This is a genomic window from Methylobacter sp. (assembly GCF_036845245.1).
Classification (GTDB): Bacteria; Pseudomonadota; Gammaproteobacteria; order Methylococcales; family Methylomonadaceae; genus Methylobacter_A.
In genome coordinates, this window is record NZ_DAIUEH010000004.1 from 140,334 (window position 1) to 164,499 (window position 24,166).

The 24,166-nt window shown below is 45.4% G+C and carries 17 protein-coding genes; 10 read left to right on the plus strand and 7 right to left on the minus strand.

Annotated features, from left to right (window positions below):
- Positions 1 to 2: 2 nt before the first annotated feature.
- Complete coding sequence (locus tag V7051_RS03450; RefSeq protein WP_333873496.1) at positions 3 to 848, plus strand: symmetrical bis(5'-nucleosyl)-tetraphosphatase; 846 nt, start codon at positions 3 to 5, stop codon at positions 846 to 848.
- Positions 849 to 936: 88 nt separating this feature from the next.
- Here V7051_RS03450 and V7051_RS03455 read toward each other — a convergent pair whose 3' ends face one another.
- Positions 937 to 1,428: a dihydrofolate reductase gene (locus V7051_RS03455; RefSeq protein WP_333873497.1), complete on the minus strand. Its 492-nt coding sequence runs from the start codon at positions 1,426 to 1,428 to the stop codon at positions 937 to 939.
- Between the two features lie 46 nt (positions 1,429 to 1,474).
- Between V7051_RS03455 and V7051_RS03460 the strand changes: the two genes are divergently transcribed.
- Entirely contained in the window at positions 1,475 to 2,491 is a 1,017-nt protein-coding gene (locus V7051_RS03460) for an asparaginase (RefSeq protein WP_333873498.1), read from the plus strand.
- Positions 2,492 to 2,555: 64 nt separating this feature from the next.
- Here V7051_RS03460 and V7051_RS03465 read toward each other — a convergent pair whose 3' ends face one another.
- Positions 2,556 to 3,170 carry an inorganic pyrophosphatase gene (locus V7051_RS03465; RefSeq protein ID WP_333873499.1) on the minus strand — a complete coding sequence of 205 codons (615 nt, stop codon included), beginning with the start codon at positions 3,168 to 3,170 and terminating at the stop codon, positions 2,556 to 2,558.
- A gap of 46 nt (positions 3,171 to 3,216) precedes the next feature.
- Entirely contained in the window at positions 3,217 to 4,050 is an 834-nt protein-coding gene (gene thyA / locus V7051_RS03470) for a thymidylate synthase (protein ID WP_333873500.1), read from the minus strand.
- Between the two features lie 1,188 nt (positions 4,051 to 5,238).
- Here thyA and V7051_RS03475 point away from each other — a divergent pair.
- The 3 genes from V7051_RS03475 to V7051_RS03485 all read left to right on the plus strand — a co-directional run bounded on the left by V7051_RS03475 (position 5,239) and on the right by V7051_RS03485 (position 10,824).
- Positions 5,239 to 5,835, plus strand: a complete 597-nt coding sequence (locus V7051_RS03475) for a DUF6875 domain-containing protein (RefSeq protein ID WP_333873501.1) — start codon at positions 5,239 to 5,241, stop codon at positions 5,833 to 5,835.
- A gap of 102 nt (positions 5,836 to 5,937) precedes the next feature.
- The gene (locus tag V7051_RS03480) at positions 5,938 to 6,639 is read left to right on the plus strand and encodes an MBL fold metallo-hydrolase (RefSeq protein WP_333873502.1); all 702 of its coding nucleotides are present in this window, start codon (positions 5,938 to 5,940) and stop codon (positions 6,637 to 6,639) included.
- A gap of 318 nt (positions 6,640 to 6,957) precedes the next feature.
- A complete protein-coding gene (locus V7051_RS03485; RefSeq protein ID WP_333873503.1) occupies positions 6,958 to 10,824 on the plus strand; it encodes a non-ribosomal peptide synthetase in 3,867 nt (1,288 codons plus the stop codon).
- A gap of 205 nt (positions 10,825 to 11,029) precedes the next feature.
- Here V7051_RS03485 and lgt read toward each other — a convergent pair whose 3' ends face one another.
- A complete protein-coding gene (gene lgt / locus V7051_RS03490) occupies positions 11,030 to 11,836 on the minus strand; it encodes a prolipoprotein diacylglyceryl transferase (RefSeq protein ID WP_333873504.1) in 807 nt (268 codons plus the stop codon).
- 1,276 nt (positions 11,837 to 13,112) lie between these two features.
- Between lgt and V7051_RS03495 the strand changes: the two genes are divergently transcribed.
- The 5 genes from V7051_RS03495 to V7051_RS03515 all read left to right on the plus strand — a co-directional run bounded on the left by V7051_RS03495 (position 13,113) and on the right by V7051_RS03515 (position 19,348).
- A complete protein-coding gene (locus V7051_RS03495) occupies positions 13,113 to 13,373 on the plus strand; it encodes a hypothetical protein (protein WP_333873505.1) in 261 nt (86 codons plus the stop codon).
- A 119-nt stretch (positions 13,374 to 13,492) separates the two neighbouring features.
- Complete coding sequence (locus tag V7051_RS03500) at positions 13,493 to 14,785, plus strand: TolC family protein (protein ID WP_333873506.1); 1,293 nt, start codon at positions 13,493 to 13,495, stop codon at positions 14,783 to 14,785.
- Entirely contained in the window at positions 14,782 to 15,948 is a 1,167-nt protein-coding gene (locus V7051_RS03505; RefSeq protein ID WP_333873507.1) for an efflux RND transporter periplasmic adaptor subunit, read from the plus strand. The genes V7051_RS03500 and V7051_RS03505 overlap by 4 nt, the downstream gene beginning before the upstream one ends.
- The gene (locus V7051_RS03510) at positions 15,945 to 19,013 is read left to right on the plus strand and encodes an efflux RND transporter permease subunit (protein ID WP_333873508.1); all 3,069 of its coding nucleotides are present in this window, start codon (positions 15,945 to 15,947) and stop codon (positions 19,011 to 19,013) included. Before V7051_RS03505 ends, V7051_RS03510 begins: the two co-directional genes overlap by 4 nt.
- Before the next feature lie 8 nt (positions 19,014 to 19,021).
- On the plus strand, positions 19,022 to 19,348 hold the full coding sequence (locus V7051_RS03515) for a P-II family nitrogen regulator (protein ID WP_333873509.1): 327 nt from the start codon (positions 19,022 to 19,024) through the stop codon (positions 19,346 to 19,348).
- Between the two features lie 388 nt (positions 19,349 to 19,736).
- Here the strand turns inward: V7051_RS03515 and V7051_RS03520 are convergent, their stop codons facing one another.
- The 3 genes from V7051_RS03520 to V7051_RS03530 form a co-directional block, all read right to left on the minus strand.
- Positions 19,737 to 20,105 (minus strand): DUF5522 domain-containing protein, encoded by a 369-nt coding sequence (locus tag V7051_RS03520; protein ID WP_333873510.1) that lies wholly within the window; start codon positions 20,103 to 20,105, stop codon positions 19,737 to 19,739.
- A gap of 159 nt (positions 20,106 to 20,264) precedes the next feature.
- Positions 20,265 to 20,615, minus strand: coding sequence for a Rap1a/Tai family immunity protein (locus tag V7051_RS03525; RefSeq protein ID WP_333873511.1), 351 nt, complete (start codon positions 20,613 to 20,615; stop codon positions 20,265 to 20,267).
- A 171-nt stretch (positions 20,616 to 20,786) separates the two neighbouring features.
- Positions 20,787 to 23,819, minus strand: coding sequence for a type I restriction endonuclease subunit R (locus V7051_RS03530; RefSeq protein ID WP_333873512.1), 3,033 nt, complete (start codon positions 23,817 to 23,819; stop codon positions 20,787 to 20,789).
- Between the last annotated feature and the right edge of the window lie 347 nt (positions 23,820 to 24,166).

The following is a 24,166-nucleotide window of genomic DNA, read 5'->3' on the forward strand; positions in this document are numbered from 1 at the left end:
AGATGTCTATTTATGCTATCGGTGATATTCAAGGCTGTTTTGATGAATTATTAAGACTCCTCGATGCCATCTCTTTTAATGAACAGTCCGATCAATTGTGGTTTGCCGGCGATCTGGTCAATCGCGGCCCCAAATCTTTAGAAACCCTCCGCTTCGTCAAAGCGCTGGGAGACTCTGCAATTACGGTGCTGGGCAACCATGATCTGCATCTATTGGCTGCATCCCAGGCACCCAAAATAGCCAATAAAAAAGACTCGCTGCTGCCGATACTTGAAGCGCCGGATAGGGATGAGTTAATCGATTGGCTAAGGCATCGGCCGCTATTTCATTTTAACGATGACTTCTGTCTGGTCCATGCCGGTGTTCCGCCGCAATGGGATTTTAAAAGAACTCAAAAAATGGCTTTATTAGCGGAGCAGGCTTTACAAGGTTCCGATTACCAGGCGTTTTTAAAGCAAATGTACGGCAACAAACCCAATATCTGGTCGTCAAACTTGAAAGGCGTCGAGAAGCTGCGTTTTATCATCAATTGCTTTACCCGAATGCGTTATTGCGATGTTAACGGCCGCCTGGATTTTGTTAATAGCGGCCCTCCAGGTTCCCAGCCCAAAAGCCTTATTCCGTGGTTTGATGTGCCTAAACGTAAAAGCGCAAATATGCGCATTATCTTCGGCCACTGGTCCTCATTGGGGTATTACGAGGGACCTAACTGTTACGCGATTGATACCGGCTGTCTTTGGGGCGGCCAATTGACTGCATTAAAACTCGGCGAACCGGTGGAACGCTTCAGCATCGATTGCCCTGAAGCTAAAAAGCCGCGGAAAAATAACCTGACCGTGGCCTGTTAAAGCGTCTACGCCTAAAAATCTTTTTTCACCACAAGGCACGAAAAAATAAAAACTTCGTGCCTTTCGTGCCTTCGTGGTGATAATTTAATCAAAGTCTTCGTTTTTCCAACTTCAAAAAACTGTAGCTGAATGCAACATCAGGATCATCCTGAATATCTTCCCGTTCCACCTCAATCCACTGGTCTGCATCAATCTCGGGAAAAAACGTATCGCCGGGAAATTCCCGGTGTATTTGCGTCAGATAGAGCGTATCGGCGACAGGCAACATCGACTTATAAAAATCCGAGCCGCCGATAACGAAAATTTCATCGGCATCACGGCATCTCTCCAGCGCCTTTTCAATATCGTTAAAAACCAGACAACCCGGTTGGCTGTATGAGGGATTCCTGCTGATGATGATATTGGTGCGCCCAGGCAACGGCCTGCCTATCGACTCGTAGGTTTTCCTGCCCATCAAAATGGGTGCTCCCATGGTGATTTTTTTAAATTTTTTCAGGTCGGCGGATAAATGCCACGGCATTTGATTATTCAGGCCGATAGCCCGGTTGCTCGCCATCGCGACGATAAGTGATATTTTCATTTTAATGCAGTATTCTTGAAGTAATTTTTTACTTCACCATCATACTATGAAAAATATACTGGTTGTATTTACCGGCGGCACTATCGGCTCTATTGCAACTGACGGCACTATCAATACCGAAGGCAACACATCGTTCAAATTGATCCGGCTGTTTCAGCAGCATTACGAAAACCACCAGCAAATCCATTTTGACACAATCCAGCCGCTACAGATTTTAAGCGAGAACCTTGCACCCGATGCCTGGAAAATCTTGATAGATGCGATAGAAGCCGCCCGGCCCGATCAATATGACGGCATCATCATTACGCATGGCACCGATACCCTGGCTTATACCGCTTGCGCGTTGAGCTTTTACTTTAATGCCGCCAAAGTTCCGATGCTGCTGGTTTCCAGCGATTATCCGCTGGAACATCCTCAAGCCAACGGGCTGGAAAATTTTATCTGCGCCGTTGAATTTGTCCTGCAAATCAATAAGGCCGGCGTTTTTGCACCCTATCGAAACCAACAGCAAACGACTCAACTGCATCAAGGCACTCGCCTGGCTTGTTCTTTACAACTAAGCGGCGATTTTTTCAGTGTTCAGGGCAAGAGTTACATGCAATTTGAAAACCGGCAGTTTTCATTATTGAATCCACCTGCATCGCAAACGCCGACTAAAAATATCCTGTTAAAAGCCGATTTTTCCGAACGCATTTTAATGATCAAACCCTATCCTGGACTCGATTACAGCCGGTTTAACCTGAACGATGTCGATGCCGTTATGCATGACTTATACCACTCAGGCACTGCGTGCGCATCGCCGCAATGGGGAGAAAACTATTCGTTAGTTGAATTTATAAAACGTTGCGAAAATCAAGGCATCACTGTCTATCTGGCTCCGGCAATTAAATCAACCGATGCCTATCAAAGCACCCAGGCCTTAATCGAACAAGGCGCCGAAGTCATCTGGAATATGTCGATTGAAGCCGCCTATGTCAAACTGCTGCTGGCCTATGGGAATTTTGACGATAAGCAGGAAATAAGGGATTTTATCGTTGCAGATGTTGCCGGTGAACATCTTTAATTAAACTTGATCAGACTCTGACTAAGGGCAATCCCTTGGATTGCCCCTGCTTGCTGGAATCGCCTTATTCAGCAATAAAATGATTTTGATAATCGTCCATGGCTCGCCTGATGACTTCGTGCGCTTCTTCCCGCCCATAAACATTGGTTATTTCGCAGGAGCTTTTTTCGCTCGGCAACTGTTTATAAGTCAAAAAATAATGTTTCAGCCGGTTGATATAAGACTCTGGGCAGTCTGATACATCAGTCCACTGCCGGTAAAACTCGTCGCCTTTCATTACCGCAATAATCTTGTCGTCGGCATCGCCTCCATCCAGCAAACGAAAACCGCCGATAGGTATCGCCTGTAACAGAATATCGCCATGGGTCACACTGCGCTCACTCAAAACACAAATATCCAACGGATCGCCATCACCTTTGGCAACCGGTTTGCCGGATTTTAATGCAGCATATTCGGCAACCCTATCCGCACAGAAAGTTCGCGGAATAAAACCGTAAAGCGTAGGAACCGTGTTGGAAAATTTTTGCGGACGATCGATTTTAAGATACCCGGTTTCTTTGTCGATTTCATATTTAACGGTATCAGACGGGACAATTTCAATGAAAGCCGTGACGACGTCCGGCGTATGGTTGCCCGGACTAATGCCATGCCAAGGATGTGCTTTGTATTGTATATTCATGAGTAATGGTTATTTTTTGCTTAAAATTCAGAGTCGGTCATGACCGTTAAATGGAAATCGGCGCCTTGATATGTTCGTATGACTGATAATCGATAACTTCAAAATCTTCATATTGATAATCGAATATCGATTCCGGCCTGCGCTTTATCTTTAATGTCGGCAGTGCGTAAGGCTTGCGGGTTAACTGTAGGTTAGCCTGTTGCTGATGATTCAGGTAAAGATGTACGTCGCCGCCGGTCCAGATAAAATCGCCGACTTCCAAATCGCACTGCTGGGCGACCATATGCGTCAACAAGGCATAACTGGCTATATTGAACGGCACCCCTAAAAACGTGTCGCAACTGCGCTGGTAGAGCTGACAAGACAGCTTGCCATCGGCCACATAAAACTGGAAAAACGCATGACAGGGAGCTAAAGCCATTTTGCCTAACGCGACATTCTGTTGCGGGCTGATACTTTCATCAGGCAAATCAGCGACATTCCAGGCGGACACGATAATCCGGCGGCTGTTGGGAGTGTTTTTTAATTGTTCAATAACTTGCTGAATCTGGTCAATATGCCGACCGTCTGGCGTCGGCCATGAGCGCCATTGATGGCCGTACACAGGACCCAACTCGCCGTTTTGATCCGCCCATTCATTCCAGATATTGACATTATGCTGCTGCAGAAAACTCAGGTTTGTCTCGCCTTTTAAAAACCAAATTAATTCATATATAATTGATTTTAAATGTATCTTTTTTGTCGTTACCAGCGGAAAGCCTTCCGCCAGCGGAAAACGCATCTGATGGCCGAAAATGGATAGGGTGCCGCTACCTGTTCTATCGCCTTTTGGATTTCCTTCGCTGATAATTTTATTGAGTAAGTCTAAATATTGCTTCATGCGTTTTTTTCATGACTATTGGTTTTTAATAACAACATATGGTTCAGTTTGATATTGTTATTTTGATTACTATCTTATATCTGCTTCTTCAATAAATTTCTTGGATTTTTACCTATAACCGCCTACTTCATCCAGAAGTTAGATAAAGTTCCGCCTGGGTTTACATCGAATACGTAAATTGGCCAGGTAATGGCCGCACCCACGATAATGAGTCATCATAACTGTTATCGCCAACTTTTTTCTAAGACTATAAAACATGCTGATGTTGTTTATCCATTCATCAGGGAATCTCTTCTTTAAAACCACCTTTTTTGATGTTAGACGCATATCATCAAAATTAGGCTATCGATTTCGACTGGAATTTGAGGATAAATTTTATAAAAAGCCTGCTTGAGAAAGCGTCCCGCTAGTTGACCCACATCAATTTTCCGGCATCATCGGGTCGTAACAGGAATTATCAGTCAATATTCGTTTAACATTTTCAAAGGTGCTTAGAGTCCAATCATCGCTTCTGGCGCTATATTTCAAGTAAATATCCCAGCAAATAGACTGAAGCATTGACAGCTTCTTTAATCAGCCTGATTTTGCCTGTTAATACAAATGATATCTTCCAAGTGAACATCCGCTGTCAACTCTGGGCTTAGGCGGTATAAAAGCCTAAAGCGACCAATTGCCTTAATCACTCCGAAGGGGTGCTAAGTTGGAATTTTACCATGCTTGATAAATAAATGGAGTAAATGCCAGCGCTGGCTATCTTGTTTATGCTTTTTGACACGGCCTATGTGGTTAACTGATTTTTCAGCATGTTAAACATAACATTTCTTCTGTATTGGTATTTCAGTACCCCTGCAATTTCTACATCGTAGCGAAAGCGATTGCAGGATGAATCGGTGTTGCTTGGCTTATATCAGTATTCATACCAATAGAAAATTTATCACACTCTAGTTTATATTATCAGCCACTAACTAAATTATGGTTAAGACCACATTGGGCGATCTCTCAGAACAGATTAAAGATTTACCTTGAATTTTTTGAATTTATAAAAACATTAACTGTCGATAAAAATATTTTAAATTTCCTCATTAAGTAATTCATATGAAGTTCGTTGGTTATCAATACGCAAGGAAGTAATCTTTTCCGAAAGCTTAGTATTTGTTTTCAATTTAATAAATATTTTCGAGAGCTAATATGATACAAACAGAATTACTGTCATGGAAAAATAATAATGCAGAAGAACTAGACAGTATAAAAAACTGGATAAATGAGTTCTTATGTAACCCACATCCATCATTAGGACGGACAGGGAATGTTTGCCCATTTACTAGAGATGCCATCGATAAAGACAGCATCTACTTCTCATTGGAAAAGTCTTTTTATTTAAATCAGGAAAATGAGATAAAAAAAATAACTAATCAAATTAGGCTATTTAAAGAACTAAAAATTAATAATGAAAGCTATAAAGTAATAATAAATGCTTATCCTTATATCGATAAAAGCGAATATAATAAGATCGAAATAATCCAAAATGAATTAAAACCGGTATTTGTGCAAGAAAGCTTAATGATTGGACAATTCTATCCAGGATGTAAAGAAAAAGGCCTGTGGAATGATAAATTTTTTCCTCTTGATAGCCCTATAAGTTTATTAGCTATTAGGAATATGGCAATAACCGATATTGCTTTCTTGATGTCCGACAATAGTTTTATAGAGAAATACTTACAGGTATTCGAAAAAAAAGGAGAAGATTTTTTAATAAAATTTATGGAACGCAAGAAGTCTATATAATCAATAGGATTAGGGATAAAAATTCTATTTTATCTTTTGCTAAACCTTTGATACTATCGCTTTCAAACTCAACGAAATACATGCTCTAAATATCATCATATTATGCTATCAAAAATACATACTATAAAAGAAAACCTTTATGTCAATTCTGTTTATATTGATAAATTGGGACTATCATTTAACCAATTTATATTAGTTTCAAAAGATAACATTATAACCATAATAGAAACCGGATTTAGAAAGGATTTTGATGAGTTATATAACAATATGAAATCTATTGGACTATTTCCTGAAAATATACAAAATATTATAGTACCGCACTTCGAAGCGGATGAAATGGGTGCCTTGCCTGAAATATTAAAAATATCACAAAAAAAACTAAATATATATGCTCATCCTATTTGTACGTTTGGTTTAAATGATATTTTTAATACAAAAGCAAAACCCGTAAAAGACAGTGATATTATATCTGTCTTTGAAGGATGCTCTTTAAAGTTTATGCATACACAACATGTTCATCAATGGGATAGCTTAGTTGTTTACTGGATCGAACAAAAAATATTATTTTCTTCTGATCTATTCATACAAGGCGGCGAGTTTACTGGCATAAATACGAACAATTGCATTGCTGGAATAGTTAATTCTATAAAAAAAGATAACTACTTACCTTCGCATAGTCATCTAATTAATGCTTTAAATAAAATAAAAGAAAATGAGATTGATATTATTTTCCCAATGCATGGATCAGGGTTATCAAATAATATTAATTTTTATATAGATTCATTAATAAATTTAAATTTTTAGTAATTATTCATATCCATAACTTATTAAAAGCCCGGTTGGGACTGAATGCGATTCATCAACATGACACAACCCTCTTTAATATTTAAAAATTAATTGAATGAAATACCCAAGTTTTTGGTTTGGTAAGGCACTCAGCTCAACAGCCGGTTCTTTTGATCGGCAAAAGTGCTTATTGATTGAAAAAGTTGGGCGCTCTATCCTACAAACGCTTGTATGACACTCCCCCCTTTTTTCAGGCAATGGATAGAGTTCAATTTACGCTGTCCAACGACTTAATGCTTGGGCTTGGTTGAAGTATATTGCTGATCAGGTGAGACAATGAAAAAACAGTTCAACAATAGCAATGACGATACACCCACTTCTTTCAATTTTCATTCACATCATTTATTACTGTGGTTTATCGGCTCTATTGACATCTCAATTTTGAAGGCTAGCCTCCACGAACTAATTCGTCGCGATGAAATGCTACGACCTACTTTCATCGAACTGAATGGCCTGCCAATATCGGAGCACCCTCTCCTCCCGATTCATTTAACAGTGGTTGACCACCCTGAATGCGAAATTAATCGACGGATTCAAACTGAGATAGCTGCGCCCTTTGATTTGGATAAAGGCCCTGTTATACGAGTAAAGCTAATTCGCTTAAAAGGGGAAAAACAGGTTTTGTTGCTGGAGTTCCACCATGTCATCTCTGATAAAGGCTGGATGGATGAATTTGCACGCGACCTATTGGCGCTATATGGGATGTTTAGTATGGGACAACCTCTACCAAAACTGTATAGCCAAGCTGAGGATATCGCTTTAGAACGAGAACGACTACTGACTTATTGGAAGAGACAGTTAGCAGATGCGCCAACTCTGCATTTGCCGACGGATAAGCCTCGCCCTCAGGTACCGTCATTTGGAATGAAACGTCAATTATTCAGCCTGCCGCCCAGCGTAGCCGAGGGACTGAAAATCCTGAGCAAGCGGGAAGGCGTGACATTGTTTATGACAATGGCCGCAGCTTTTCAAATTATATTACACCGCTACAGCAGTCAGGACGACATTGTGATGTGTACGCCGGTAGCAGCGGATAGCCGTTTAGAACTCGAAAACTTGACCGGTTATTTCATCAACATCTTGGCGTTGCGTACGAATATTTCAGGCAATCCGAGTTTCCGTGAACTATTGTCGCAAGTGTGTGAAGTTATACTTGAGGCATACGCCAACCAAGATATGCCTTTTAAAAAATTGGCTGATACGCTCGATCTAAAACGCGATCCGCTTTTTCAGGTTATGTTCGTGTTTCAGGACGAGCCGCAGTTAAATGAAATTATCTCGGAATGTCTACAGGTCGATACCGAAGCTGTCAAATTCGACCTCATACTAAAACTGTCGGAAACCCCGCATAGCATAGATGGAATAGCCGAATACGCCACTGATTTGTTTGAAGCCTCTACCATAAGACGCTTAATCGGCCATTTTCAGACTCTTCTCGAAGGCATAATTGCTCATCCGGAGGCGCATCTGTCGAAGTTGCCCATGCTGACTGAAACTGAGCGCCGACAATTGCTAGTGGAATGGAATAATACGGCCATAGAAGTCTCCGGCACCAACTTCATTCATCAATTGTTCGAAGAACAGGTTGAGCGCACGCCCCATGCAGTGGCTGTAGTTTATAAAAATCAACAGCTGACCTATGGCGAGCTCAACGCTCGCGCCAACCAACTTGCTCACTATCTGCGCCATATCGGCGTTGAGCCGGAAGCGCTGGTCGGGATCTGTCTTGAGCGATCCATTGACCAAGTGATCGGTTGGCTCAGTATTCTTAAGGCAGGTGGCGCTTATGTACCTCTTGATCCTTGTTATCCGAAGGAATTGCTGGAATTTATGCTTGAAGACAGCGCCCCGTTAGCGTTGCTGACCAATGATCAGTATGAAGCGCTGTTCGCTGATATGTCGAAATGCCCACGTTTGATTGATTTATCGACCAAGTTTCCAGCATGGGCAATCTTCCCTGATACTAACCCTGATCACGAAAGTGTGGGACTGAAGCCTGAAAATCTGGCTTATGTTATCTACACATCCGGCTCCACCGGAAAGCCAAAGGGAGCAGAAATTTTGCATCGAGGCCTACAGAACCTACTTCCTTGGTATATCAGAGAGTCGACAAATCTTACTTGCGATGATACGGTTTTGGTCGTGACGTCTATGGCCTTTGATGTTACTCAAAAAGTCATTTACGGCCCTTTACTCGTAGGTGCCAGGCTGGTTTTAGCGAGTGAACCATTTGATCCACAGGCAATCGTAAAACTGGTGCTACAAGAACGTATTAGCATGATGACCATAACTCCGAGCGGATTTTATACGCTGATCGATGCCAATACTAACGGGGAACTCAGTAATCTACGACGAGTTTTTCTGGGTGGTGAACCGATGCAACCATCCAAGCTGCTGGAAATGCCGGAACCACGACCCGAGTTTTTCAACAACTATGGACCAACTGAGTGCACAGCTATAGCTACGTCTTTCCGTATGTCCGCTGATCTTGAGCAATACCTTAATCGATCTGTGCCAATTGGTAGACCAATTTGGAATGTCCGAATTTATATCTTGGATCCCTATCAGCAACCGGTGCCAATTGGAGTCACAGGCGAAATTTATATCGGCGGAGTGGCGGTTGGTCGTGGCTATCTGAATCGTCCGGAGTTGACAGCGGAACGCTTTGTACTTGACCCATTTGTTCCTGAGACCAGCGCGCATATGTACAAGACAGGCGACCTGGCTCGATGGTTGACCGATGGCACCATTGAATTTTTATTCCGCAACGACTCTCAAGTAAAGATCCGGGGCTTCCGCATCGAGTTGAATGATATTGAGGCGGCATTGCTCCAACATCCGCAACTACGTGAGGTAGTGGTGGACGTGTATGAGGCCGTTCCAGCTGACAAACGGCTTGTGGCTTATGTGGTTTCCCGAAACAATGCCATGATCACCCCAACTGAAATACGGGACTTTCTTAAGCTAAAATTGCCGGAGTTCATGGTACCTTCGGCCTATGTGCTCCTCAATGCCCTGCCGCTCACGCCTAATGGCAAGCTAAACCGTAAAGCCCTGCCACTGCCTTTGGCAGAAGAAGCATCAAAAGAATGCTCCGCTCCATGCAATGAGATCGAACGTAAGCTGATCGTTATCTGGAAAAATTTACTGGGTGTGAAGAATATCGCCATTCACGACAATTTCTTCGAGTTGGGTGGACATTCCTTGCTAGCGGTTAAAATGACTATTGAAATTAGCAAGCAGTTCAATTTTGACATCCCTTTAGGTGCACTTTACCAATCTCCAACAATTAAAGAACTGGGAATAACAATATCGTCTGGCAACCAACAATCTTCGAGTTATTCTCTTGTTCCTATTCAAACGCAAGGTGCACGTCCTCCCCTGTTTGCGATTCACACAATATCTCTCCATGACTTACCCCGGTATCTGGGAAAGGATCAGCCACTCTATTTTCTGCGATATGGCATGGCAGCAGAATGCAGTAATCGTTCTGTCCGTCTACCACTATTAGAAGAGCTCGCCAGCCACTATATTAACGAAATCCAGCAACTGCAACCGCGTGGCCCCTACTATTTGATTGGGTTTTCCTTTGGCGGCGTGATTGCCTACGAAATGGCTAACCAATTAGTTGCAAATGGACATCAAGTGAACTTTGTGGGCTTGCTTGATTCGCGTCTGGACAATCAAAAACGGTCGCTGAAAATCCATAAATTGTTTAAGCCAAACACAACCCAGTTATTAGAGCGGATCAAAAATAAAATCAACGATAGGGCAATAGCGGATAAATATGGTGCGGATTTTTGGCCTCATTTTTATACATCTGTACCTGATAAAGCATGTCGCAATGGCTATCAACCAAAAAAATATAACGGCAGGGTAACGCTATTTCAAGGAATCCAGTGTGATGATTCATTTTTTAGCTACGCCCCGCCAGAAGTTGCCTGGAGAAAACTTCTTGGCGATAATTTAGAAGTTCAAGAGGTTTCCGGATCACATCTTGATATGTGCATTGAACCGCATGTCAAAATCCTGGCTGAAAAATTAATAGCTTGCATGGATTTGGCAATTAACAGCAGAGAATATCCCATACGGGCCAATTTAAGGCATTCTAAACCGAACGACACTAACTGTTCCACTACTTGAATTATTAGTTTGGCACGATATTCAAGCTAAATTACTGGTTTGATCACTACCCTTTAAAATACGGCTAAGCCGGTTTGGAGAATATTGAGAACGACCATTGCTTTTGAGAAGATTTATATAAAGAAAACCAGCATAGGGCTATACAAGACGCATCGTTTAATCGACGCGTATCCGGCTTCCAGTCCGTAACTCAACCCCACCAACTTTAGCTGGTGGTTGTCCAGTTATTTGGAATGCTTTTTTTATGTGCCAAATAAAATAACGCAGCACCGATTAATATCATCGGTGTTGACAGTATCTGTCCCATGGTCAGCCAATCCAAGGCTATATAGCCTAATTGCACGTCCGGCATTCTGAAAAATTCGACAAAAAATCTGAAGCAACCGTAAAAAAACAACGCCAAGCCGGTAGTCGCCATAACCGGTCTCGGTTTGCTGGAATATATCCAGAGAATTACAAACAGCACAACGCCCTCTAAAAAAGCTTCGTACAATTGCGAAGGATGGCGAGCTAATGGGCCGCCATTAGGAAAAACCATTGCCCAAGGCACATCGGTAGGCCTACCCCATAATTCGGAATTGATGAAATTACCGATACGCCCGGCGCCTAAACCGATAGGCGCCAGCGGCGCGATAATATCAGTCAACTGCAGCATGCTGCAATGCTGCTTTTTAGCGAATAACCCCATCGCGATAAAAACGCCCAACATGCCGCCATGAAAGGACATGCCGCCTTGCCATATTTTAATCAGGATAAGCGGATCGCTTAAAAACCCGGAAAAATTATAAAACAGGATATAACCGATCCTACCGCCCAGAATTACGCCGAACGCACCGTAGGTAACCAAATCCTCTATGGCCTCCGGTTTGATCGGCGACCAAGGTTTCTCTGCGCGCTTTTGCCCTAAAAACCATACAGCGGCAAAACCGATCAAATACATAAGGCCATACCAGTGAATCTTTACCGGCCCTAAACTTAAAGCGATAGGATCAATTTGTGGAAAATTCAGCATAATTGTCGAATGAATAATTTATTGAAATGGTGATCATTGATGGATAAGCCTTTTTTCAACTTTAGTGTCATGCAGAAAACATTATTTTGTCGTAAAAATGAAACCATCCGATACCATACTGTTAATTGTGAAAATTTCTGTATGCCTAGCTGCACATATTATCCGGCTGTTACCCAAACTCCTGTTGTGTTGTTCTTATTGTATCTTTAGCCCTATCTACCAGCCTAATAAGATTTATCTCTTGAGCCTCAATTATGAGACTGCCTTGGAATACTTTTTCATCCAAATTCAGTTCCTTGGCCAATTTACAAAAAAACTGTATGGCATTTACATTCAAAGTTTGCCCGATACCATGGGAAATCTGCTGACAGTATGCGTTCATTCAGCAGGCATACAAGATCGACGCGGTGCCGGTTGCTCATGATCCGGCTGTACACGATGTTTGCTGCCGTCAGTGTGATTTGGGCGGATGGGCGAAAAACATGTTCAACTGGAACCTTACCATTGTTGAACGTTCTTTTACTTGGCTTGAAAATTCCAGGCGGCTTTCCAAGGATTACAAGATCACCATTGATGGAATCGAAACGGCGCATATGATTCGAAAGGGACAGCTGTTAAGAGAACATTCCTAACTTATAAGCAGTTTATATAGCTTTAGCCGATTAATTCAGCCTTTCTAGAGCATCGAAACACCAGTTCTCGTACCGCTAAACGTAACACGTTGGCATGCTACCCACTCAACCGATATCTGACAACTCCAATGTACGTTATGTCCGGGGCATGAACCATATTGGTGTGGTTCATTTAAACCTTTAATACCTTATTCATCCGTACTGATAGCGAACTTTTTAATTGTTCTATCTGATTTTATTAATGTTTTTTGATATTCAATTTGTGGCATGGAAATAGCTTAAGCTTTCATGAGCTGACTAAACTAATTAACCATTTATTGCTTAAAAGTAACTTAACTTTAACAACAGATAGTATGAAAAAAACATATCCATAAAATAGCAATGAATGCTAAATTAGTTTCAATTCCATCATTTTTTTCCCAACGGATGTCTTTACGGACGCTGCAAAACACTGTCTTTCTATGTTCTAGTACCTGTAAAACAAAACACAAAATTCTGTCCGAATCAGAAGCTATATACCGCAAGTATTAGGGATACTAGATCGGTCTTTGATGAGAACTTTCACCGCTTTAATCTTCGCAACCGTTGTATAAAAAAATTGAGATGACTGTGGCTCTGCAATCATATTGCAATAAATTGGGAGCATGCTACTGGCCGGATGCGCGTCGTTGCCTTCTTGGGTTGAGTCCACTGTCGGCAAAGGATGGGTTACCAAGTTCTATAGTCAGGAAGAATTACAGTCCCCATCTTGCCTTGAACGGCAAGAACCGAATGTGATCGCGAACAACACCGTTGCTGAAATTAAGCGTGCCCGAGGTAGGCGATATGTGTACATCGCTGCAATCGTGCCGAAATCGCTGAAAATTAATATCGGTGATCAAGTCCAGATTGAACCGAAAGTATGAGAGAAATGTAGCATTCCGCAAGTGAAAAATATCCTGAAGCCCCGTTCTTAAAGAACAAAAAATGTAAATCCATTCAATGAAAAATAAGCGATTGAGGCTTACTTTCTTAGCGAAAAGTTATGACAATGTTAAATTTTAAGGCTTTAATCTGCCTGGTTTTTACTTTATGGTCGATGGCATTGCGAGCGGACATCGAGGCAACCGGGACTGGATTGGCTATTACAGAGCAACAAGCCGTCGCGCTGTTTTATCAGCGGAACCTTGGCTTGATTGCTGCAAACTTCAATATTGAAGATGCTCAGGCGCAAGAGGTTATTGCGGCCGCAATACCAAACCCGGTGTTCAGTTTCACCATCTCGTCACTAAATCCCAACATGTTTCGTCAGCAATACAGCAACACGCCGTTGCCAGCGATATCACCACAAATTCAGCAATTGATCGAGACGGCCGGGAAACGAAGGTTACGGATAGAAAGCAGCGGCTTGGCGACCGAAGCGGTCAACTTTGATTTGAAAGATACTGTGCGTGTGCTCACCAATGCCGTTCGGCGCAGCTATTACAGTCTGCTATTGGCGCAAAAAATGGCCAAGGTGGCCGCCGACAATTTCGAGCGCTATCGTGAAATTCTTCGAGTCAATAACATCAGACTTAAAGTAGGCGACATTTCTGCGACGGATTTTACCCGTATTGAGGTTGAAAGCCTTAAGGCTCAGGGCGATCAAGATCAGGCAAAGACGGCATTAAATCAGGCTCGAGCCGATCTGTTGCTATTGCTGGGCTGGCCCGAAAACAGCCTGGAAATCTCCGCTGTCGAGGCTTGGCCTGAAGCGAACCCTGGAATCGCAAAAGCAGGGCAGGATCAATTGGCCGAACAGGCACTGGAGCGGCGGCCCGACCTGCAAGCTGCCCGGGTACGAATTGAACAGGCCGGAAAAATGCTGACATTGGCAAATCGATTAGCCATTCCCGACGTGACCGTCAGTGCATTTTATCAACGTGATCCCGGTAATTTCTTTACCGATAGCGGCGGTGTCGGTGTCAGTGTGCCGCTGCCGTTGTTCTATCGTCAGGAAGGTGAAATATCAAGAGCGCGTGTCGGTTTAAGTTCTGCCGAGTTGGTGTTAAAGCAGACCGAGCAGGGTGTGCGAGCCGAGGTTATGAAAGCCTTGTCGGCGTGGCAAAGTGCTGATGCTATCGCACAGCGCTTTGAGACGGCCGTAGTAAAGCGTATTGAAATGTTGCGCAAAGCGCAGGAGATTGCTTATCAGAAAGGTGCGGTAGGGCTGTTGGACTTGATTGATGCAGAACGCAATTACAAAGCAATGATGCTGGATTATTACACCGCTTTGGCCAATCGTAGCAACGCTTGGGCGGACTTATTGATGGCTTATGGAGAAGAAGTCAAATTATGAATATAAAGTTTTTCGATCCGCGGCTGGTCGCCGGCCTGCTAGTTCTATCCTTACTGGCTTGTCAGCCGCACAATAATGAGCCGCAACATCAAGTCACGGCGCACCCCAAGAATGAAGTGATACTCAGCCCTGATTCGCCCAAACGCAATTATGTCAAGGAAGCCATTGTTAAATTAGTGCGGCGTCCCTTAATGGATCCGGTAACGGGTAAGATTACTTATGACGAAACCCGCACCGCCCGGATTTCGTCACCTATTGCCGGACGCGTGATCGGTACTATCGCTGCATTGGGCGCCCATGTTCAGGCGGGTGATGCCCTGGCTGAACTGGATAGCCCGGAACTGGGACAAGCGCAATCGGATTATGCAGGAGCTCAGGCCGATCTAAATTTGGCTAACCGGGCTTTTCAGCGCATGCAGGAGCTTTATCAGAACGGCATCGCTCCGCGCAAGGATCAGGAGCAGGCGCAAGATAACTTGGCTCGTGCGCGTAGCGAAGCCGAGCGGGCGCGACTCAGGCTGGCCAATCTCGGAGTGCGCAATGGCCGCACGGATAACCGCTTTGTACTGCATGCGCCGATCGCCGGAGCAATCACTGAACGTAACATCAATCCCGGCATGGAAGTCAGGCCCGACCTGAGCGAGCCGCTGTTCGTCATTTCCGATCTGAGCAGATTATGGGTGCAGATGGATATTTTCGAAAAGGACATTGGTTTGATTCATGTCGGAGCCCAAGTACTGGTGAGAGTACCGGCTTATCCCGGCGAGATTTTTACCGCAACCGTCAGTTATATGAGTCAGGTGGTCGAAGAAACAACGCGTACGGTGAAAGTGCGTTGCGTTTTGCCTAATACAGAGTTCCGCCTGTTACCTGCTATGTACACAGCCATCGAAGTGCAAAGTGCCCCGAATGATGAAGCGATTGTTGTGCCGTTAACGGCACTCTTTACTGAAGATGAATCCGATTGGCTATTTGTGGCTATCGGTGACGGCCACTATCAAAAACGTCCAGTCAAAGCGGGTCTGCGCCTTAAAGATAAGGCTGTGATTCTTGAAGGCTTGAATCCGGGAGAGCGTCTGGTGGTCGATGGCGCTTTATTGCTACGCACCGAGGAAGATGCCGAGCAAGATGCTGAACAGAAAGGCGGAGAAAGTAAGCCATGATTCACAAAATCATTGCATTCTGCCTGCAGCAACGCCTGCTAATCATCGGGGCGTCGGTGCTGCTGGCCGTCGTTGGCATTATATCGTTCGAACGTCTGCCGGTGCAGGCCTTTCCTGATGTACAAAATGTTTTTGTGCAGGTGGTGACTCAATATCCCGGTCAGGCCCCGGAGGAAGTTGAAAAGCTGGTCAGCTTACCGATTGAGAAAGAGATGAACGGTTTGCCTCATTTGATCAACATGCGCTCGGTATCCATTTTCGGCTTGTCTGTAGTCACGTTGACTTTCGATGATGAGGCGGAGGATTATTTTTCCCGACAACAAGTTCTGGAACGGCTGCGAGCTGTCAGATTGCCGGACGAGGTCAGTCCGGTGCTGGGGCCATTGACGACCGGCGTCGGTGAAATTTACCGTTACCGTATTGAAGCGCCGAACTATCCGTTGATTGAACAGCGCGCGTTGCAAGATTGGGTGATCGAGCGGACTTTGCGTTCCGTGCAGGGCGTCGCCGATGTCGTAGCTTTTGGCGGTGGGGTTAAGCAATACCAGATAGAGGTTGATCCCGACAAACTGAGAGATTATAAATTAACACTTCCTGACGTTTACCAATCTGTTGCGGCTAATAATGCCAATACCGGCGGCGGATATATCGAGCATGGCTACGAGGCACTGGTAGTCCGTGGCGCAGGCCTGTTAAAGTCCGCTGACGAGATTGGCGACATCGTTGTTGCCAGCCGGAACGGTGTGCCGGTATTGGTGAAACATATCGCTAATGTGGCGATAGGACCGCAACCGCGTAATGGCATCGTTGGATATAACGAGCGCGATGATATCGTTGAAGGCGTGGTCCTGCTGATCAAAGGTAAGGATGCGATTGAGGTGTTGCAAGGCGTGAAGGAAAAAGTTAAGGACCTTAATGATCATGTTTTGCCGCCGGGGGTCAAGATGATGCCTATCTATGACCGTACAGACCTGGTGCAGCATACCGTACATACCGTCGAGCACAATATGCTGGAAGGCGCGGCACTGATTTTAGCCATTCTGGTCATTTTTCTGCGTCGGGCGCTGGCATCGGCTGTTGTTATTACCGTTATCCCGTTATCCCTGTTGTTCGCATTCATTTTGATCGATGCCGAGCATGTTTCCGCGAACCTGATTTCGTTGGGCGCGATTGACTTCGGTATTATCGTGGACAGCGCGGTGGTGCTGGTCGAAGCGATTATGGTCAAAGTGACTTTAGAGATGAGTCAAAAAGCCAGTATTCCGCATATGCGTCAATCGATGCTGATGACGGCGGTGGACTTGGCCCGGCCTATCCTGTTCTCCAAGGCCATCATTATTATCGCTTTTTTGCCGATCTTCACTTTCCAACGGGTCGAGGCGAAAATATTTTCGCCGATGGCGTTCACACTCAGTTTTGCGTTGCTGGGCTCACTGATTATCAGTTTAACGCTGGTGCCTGTTCTATTGAGTTACCTGATTGGTCCCCGCCTTATCGAATCGCATAATCCGTTGGTGGAAGGCATGGAGCGGCGCTATCGATCCGCATTGGAATCCGTATTACGTCATCCTCGCAAATTATTCATTGGCGCCGGATTGACGTTGGTTTTATCGCTGGCCTCAACGCCGCTGATCGGAACCGAGTTTATGCCCAAGCTGGATGAAGGCAATATCTGGCTGACTATCACGCTGCCGACACCCGTCTCATTGGCTAAAGCCAAAGTGTTGGAACAGGATATACGGGGGCACTTGCGTGAGTTTAGCGAGGCCAAATCGATACTCACCCAGCTGGGCCGCCCGGAGGATGGTACTGATCCCAAAGGTTTCAATAACTTGGAAGTCCTTATCGATCTCAATCCAAAAGATACTTGGCATTATCGCGATAAGGACGAACTGGTCGAAGCCATGCAGAAACGTTTGGCGGTGTTTCCCGGCTTACAGTTCAATTTCTCCCAGGTAATTCAGGACAACGTCGAAGAAGCTATTTCCGGGGTCAAAGGCGAGATTGCGATCAAGATTTTCGGCGAGGATCTTAAAGTCCTCCAGGAAAAGGCGAATCAGATCACCCGGATTCTGCGCTCTATAGAAGGCGCTACCGATGTCGCTGCCGAACAACAATCGGGGCTGGCCCAGATGGTTATTTCGATTGATCGAGCCAAAATCGCCCGGTACGGCATTAATATTAACGATGTCGAAAATGTCATTGCCATGGCAGTAGGCGGTCAATCTGCGACCCAGATGCTGGAAGGCGAGCGACGTTTTGATGTTACCGTGCGGCTGGCCGCACCGGCACGCGATTCGGTCGGGGCCATTGAGGATATTACCGTGTTATCCCCGGATGGCAGTCGTATTCCGTTGGCTGAATTGGCCGAGATCAAGATTAACCAGGGCGCTTCGCGTATCAGTCGCGAGGACAATATGCGTCGCATCGCTATCAAATGCAACCTGATCGGGCGTGATCAAGGCAGTTTTGTAGACGAGGCGCAGCAAAAAGTTGAGGAACAGGTTGTATTGGAGCCCGGATACCGGATTGTCTGGAGCGGCCAGTTCGAAAATCAGCAACGTGCGATGAAACGGCTTTCCTTTATCGTTCCGGTCAGTTTAGTGCTTATTTTTATTCTGTTGTTCTGGGCTTTTCAATCCCTCAAAAGCGCATCATTGATTGTAATGAACGTGCCTTTCGCAATGGTGGGCGGATTAGTCGCCTTGCTGCTGACCGGTATCCATTTGAGCGTATCGGCGGCGGTCGGTTTCATTGCCTTGTTCGGCATTGCGGTACAAAACGGTGTTATTCTGTTAACCCAGATTAATCATCTCAGACGGGAAGGCATTCCGTTGCAGGAAGCTATTTTGCACGGTTCTGTCAGCCGGTTACGCCCTGTGGTAATGACTGCACTGATGGCAATACTGGGACTGTTGCCTGCGGCGCTGTCAACCAGTGTCGGTTCGGAAACCGCAAAACCTTTCGCCGTGGTTATTATTGGTGGACTTATTACCGCAACATTATTAACGTTGACCATGTTACCGGCGCTCTACCGCCATTTTGAAGAACAACACGAAACTTGAGGCATGCCATGAAAGAAATTCGAGCTTATATTCAGCCTTTTATGCTCTCTAAACTGACCCAGACCCTGCTCGAGATACCTCAATTTCCAGGCATGAGCGTATCTGATTGTGAAGGTTTTGGGAGTGAAAAAGTTATCGAAGGGCAAGACTACACCCCATTCATGCCGAAAAAACGTATCGAGATTTTTGCCAAGGATGAATTAGTCAGCAGTATTTTCAATGCCATAATGACTGTTGCCAATACTCATCAGCATGGCGCAGGCAAGGTCTACATCATCAACGTTGATGAAGGCGGACATATCAGCACCGGTGAGCGAGGAAGTAATCTGTCGTGATGAACTGGTATTGCCGGTGTACAGGTTAGTAATAACTGCCGATGTTTTCAGTTTCTTGAATGCCATATCATTATGTCAAGTACATCAACCGGCACGGTGTTCCTGGCGTAATCCATAATATCCCATGGCTGCTGATTGAGCTTGTTACCTACGCCACTTCCAATCTGACTTCAAGATCGTAGGCGCAAAATAATTCTTTTGCTTAGAAAACGGCGTTGAAATTTTTACACATTCAGCGTCAGTTTTGCCAGTCAATTAAAGCGAATAGTGTTATTAAAATAATATGGCGGCAATATACAGTGGAAAATTTTGACGCTCTTTTTGATGAAATTGGCAAAATTTCATCACTTTTTGCCAGGTATGACAGTGAATTGTAATTTTTACCGGCTCAATAAGGGCAGTTTTTACAGCCATTTCCACAGCATGAGCCCCGTTTTAAGTGATACCACGGGGTAAAAACGTATTGATCATTTTCAATTAAGTAGTCTATGCCTTGAATCAGCTTATCATTGCCACGGTACTGGCCTGCCACGGTCAGTAGTTCCTGCCGACTCGATGTCTTAATAAATTCAGCAATCTTTTCTTGAATAGCCTTGCCAAGGCAATCTGCACACAGGCAATCTTGTTGAAAATCAGCGGGCATGATAGCGGGATAAGCGAGGCACCAGCACGACTCTCCAGCTTGATCAGAGCCACAAGCTAAAACAGCATGACATGCTGAACAGTGCTTATTTTCCAGGCTGATTTTATCTTTCAATAGCGTTACCATTTATTTATCAGGTACAACAATTTCAGTCATCCATATAAGTTTTAACTGAAATCCCTGGACAGGGTGGGCATTTCATCAAAGAGGAATACTACCTGTGACTACGGCCTGTCAGCATCATAACAAACGACTCGACAAGGCCGAATCCGGCTACTGCTTACAAGGCCACTCTTGGGCGAGCGCCGCTTTAACAAGCGCCTCACCGCTAGAGTCCAGCGATTGCGGATGCTCGTTTAAGTATTTTGTCACAACATTCGCGGCTTGATCTGAAGTTATGTTTTGTGGGCAAAATAAGCCCGAACCGATATTCGAGTCGATAACGCCCATGATGTAATACAAATAAGCCCCGGCATCGTACAGGTTGGCAGTCTCTATGTCGTCTTTCTTGTAAGCCCTGGACTTGTCGTGAAGCTTATGCCCGTCTATAAAAGCGTTGAAACCGGCGTTAGCCGACATTGGCGCCATCATTGCGGCGATCAGGATTAATTTTGCTGCTTTCATGTTTACACTCCGTAGATTTTCGTCAAAATAGTTTTGTACTGTCATTCAGTCGGATAGAAACAGCGCTTTATCACGCCCAGTCAACCAACGCCGGATCTCTCCAATTAACAACGGATATTTTACCGGCTTAATGTACTGTAAGATGTTGATTTATTAAATACCGATCCACATTTAAAAACCCACCATTCTCCTTAAACTCTGCTGCATGGCCGCTTTAAAGGCCGTATCGTTGGCTAACAACTTATACAGATCCAGTTCATTACGCCGGTTTTTCAGCATCACTTCTTCGAATATCTTCTCGAATGCCAAATCCCGGTTATGCACATCCGGATTGTTTTGGTACTTTTCTTCGAAATCGGGATGGGCCTTGATGCTGTTGGCAATACTGATGAACTTGATGCGCTGCTCTTCCGGCGTTGCGCTCCAACCCTGAAACCAGCGTTCATTGAAACTGCGGATAATCTCGTCCAGCGGATCGTGTTCTTCGTCTCCGCCATGAGCGCCGCGCGGGTTGGGATTTTGCGGTTCCAATTCGGTTTCGCTGGCATCCAAGCCAATGCTGTGATTGAGCTTGACGCGCTCCAGGCCGTATGACGACAAATCGACCGAATTCAACAATTCGTCGATCTGATCCGCATCCGGGTCTTTAACGATCAGTTTGGGAATCAGGAATTTCAGGAACCAAAACAGCTTTTCCCAGACGGCAATTTCATACGGCATGATCGAAGCCATTTGTCCGTAGATTTTGACGAACTGTTTAGCCTTGATCTTGAAATCGACTTTATCGTTGTCCTCCAGCTCCAATTCATAATTGAAACGGGCTGCCGCTGTGTCGATGATTGGACTCAGTTGCTGGGCATCGGCATTGTCAAAGTACAGCTCGATGAACTGCTCCACCTCGTGCCACTCATACACACCCACATCGTCCAGCGCGTCTTTCAGCTCGTGCAATACGTTAATATCCGTGGCTTCCGATAAACGGGTCGCGGTATAGAAAGGATCGAACGCCGTTTTAATATCATCCACCGAATTGAAGAAATCGAGGATAAACAGGTCTTCAGTCTTCTTGCCCCACTTCGGTGCAGCGCGATTCAGGCGGGACAGCGCCTGCACCGCCAGCACCCCTTGCAGCTTTTTATCGACATACATCGCGCAGAGCTTGGGCTGGTCGAAGCCGGTCAGGTATTTGTTCGCCACGATCAACAGGCGATACTCGTCTTCATCGAAAAAATCTCGGGTCTTATTTTCGGCAAAACCGTTCATCCCGACTTCGCTGTACTCGACGCCGTCCACTTCTTTGTCGCCCGAAAACGCAATAAGCGCTTTGAACGGCTTGCCGCGTTCATCCATCAAACGGGTTATGGCCTGGTAATAACGGATCGCGGTTTCGATGTTCTGGGTGATCACCATACCCTTGGCTTTGCCCTTGAGCTTTTTGCTGTTCACCACCTGCGGAATAAAATGATCGAGGATGATCTCCGCCTTGATATTGATGGTCTGCTGATGCCGTTCCACATAAGCGCGCAGCTTTTTCTGGGCCCTGCTGCTGTCGAACAGCGGATTGTCGGCAATCGATTTTTGAATTTCGTAATAGCTTTTATAGGTCGTGTAATTGGCCAACACATCGAGGATAAAACCTTCCTCGATGGCCTGTTTCATCGAATACAGATGGAACGGCTCGAAGCTGCCGTCCGGCTGTTGGCAGCCGAATTTCTCCAGCGTGGTATTTTTCGGCGTTGCGGTAAAGGCCAGATAAGAGGCGTTGCCGCGCATCTTGCGCGATTGCATGGCTTGCAGGATTTTATCCTGGGCGTCCAAACCGTCTTCCTCGCCATTCTCGCTCTTGCCCATCGCCCTATTCATGTTGTCGTGCGCGGAGCCGCTCTGGGAACTGTGCGCCTCGTCGATGATCACCGCAAAGCGCTTGTCGCTCAGGTCGGCAATGCCGTCGATGATGAACGGGAATTTCTGGATCGTGGTGATGATGATCTTCTTGCCCTGCTCCAGGGCGCTTTTCAGTTCCGAGGATTTGAACGCAGGGGAGATGATATTTTTGACTTCGGAAAATTCCTTGATGTTCTCGCGCAGCTGCCTGTCCAGCAAGCGGCGGTCGGTGACGACAATCACCGAATCAAACAAAGGTTGTTCCAGGCCTTTAGCGCCCGGCGTTTTCAAACTGGCCGGATAAGTTTCAATCAGCTGATAAGCAGCCCAGGTAATGGAGTTGGATTTACCCGAACCGGCAGAATGCTGAATCAAATAGGTTTGCCCGACCCCGTTTTTAGCGGCATGCTCCACCAGCCTGCGCACGACATCCAGTTGATGATAACGGGGAAAGAACAACGTGCGCTTCGGCAACGGCTCTTTACTGCTGCCGTCAAGCCGGACGAAATGCTGGATAATGTTCGCAACGCTGGCTCTACTGAATATTTCCTCCCACAGGTAAGCGGTTTTATGTCCACCCGGATTAGTCGGATTACCTGCGCCGAAGTTCTGTCCTTTATTGAACGGTAAAAAGAACGTGTTTTTACCCTCCAGCTTAGTGGTCATATAGACCTCATCGGTATCCACCGCCATATGCACCAGGCAGCGGCCGAATTGCAGCAAAGGTTGGTTAATATCGCGGTCGTCGCGGTACTGTTTCTGACCGTGATAACGGGCAGTTTGGCCGGTCCACGGATTTTTCAGCTCCAGCGTGGCGAACGGCAGGCCGTTAATGAACAGCACCAGGTCGATTTCTTCCAGCGTATTGCTCAGCGAATAGCGCACTTGCCGGGTGCTGCTGAAGATGTTTTCGGCAAAGTTCTGTTTGATCTTGTCGGAACTGCTGGCCAGCGGGGCCGGATACATCAATTGCAGGTTTGCGTCATCGACATTCAGGCCTTTTTTCAGCAAATGCAGCATGCCGTATTTTTTAATCAGCCGGTCGAAGCGTTCCAGCACCTTGAGTTGCCAATCAGCGCCGTGTTTTTGCAGCTTTTCCAGTTCTTCGTGTTGGGTTTGTTCCAGGAACGCCCAAAACCGTTTGCTGTCTATCGCATAACGGGCGTTGAAATCCTCCGCCAAACCGAGCTGGTAGCCGTGATTCCGGCTGAACGGCATATCCTTGCCTTCGGCAACCGCCTTTTGCGCTTCCAGGCAGGTGCCGGTCAGTTGTTTTTCGATGGCGATTTCCAGGGCTTGTTCGTTGGTTTGCGAAACCATGTTTGTTCCCGTTCTTGTGTTTTGTAGTGCTATAGCTGGTAAAACAGCCGGTTAGTGTTTATCGTCAAATGGGCGACGTTAATTATGCTATTGATATATTGGCTTTTTATGTATTTTCTATTGAACCAGTCAGCTTCGTTATCAAATGACCGTCAAATGAAAAAACCGGTTTTACTCGTTCCCACGGTCCGGCTTAAGTTAAGAAAAAAAGCGCCCTCTCCTGCGTGCTAGTTCCTAAGCTCCTGCTTGGGAACTCCGGTACGGGAAGCTCCAGCTTCCCGGCTCGCAAAGCTAGAGCTTTGCTCACTGGGTTCCCAAACGGGAGCTTGGGAACCAGCGTAAAAGGC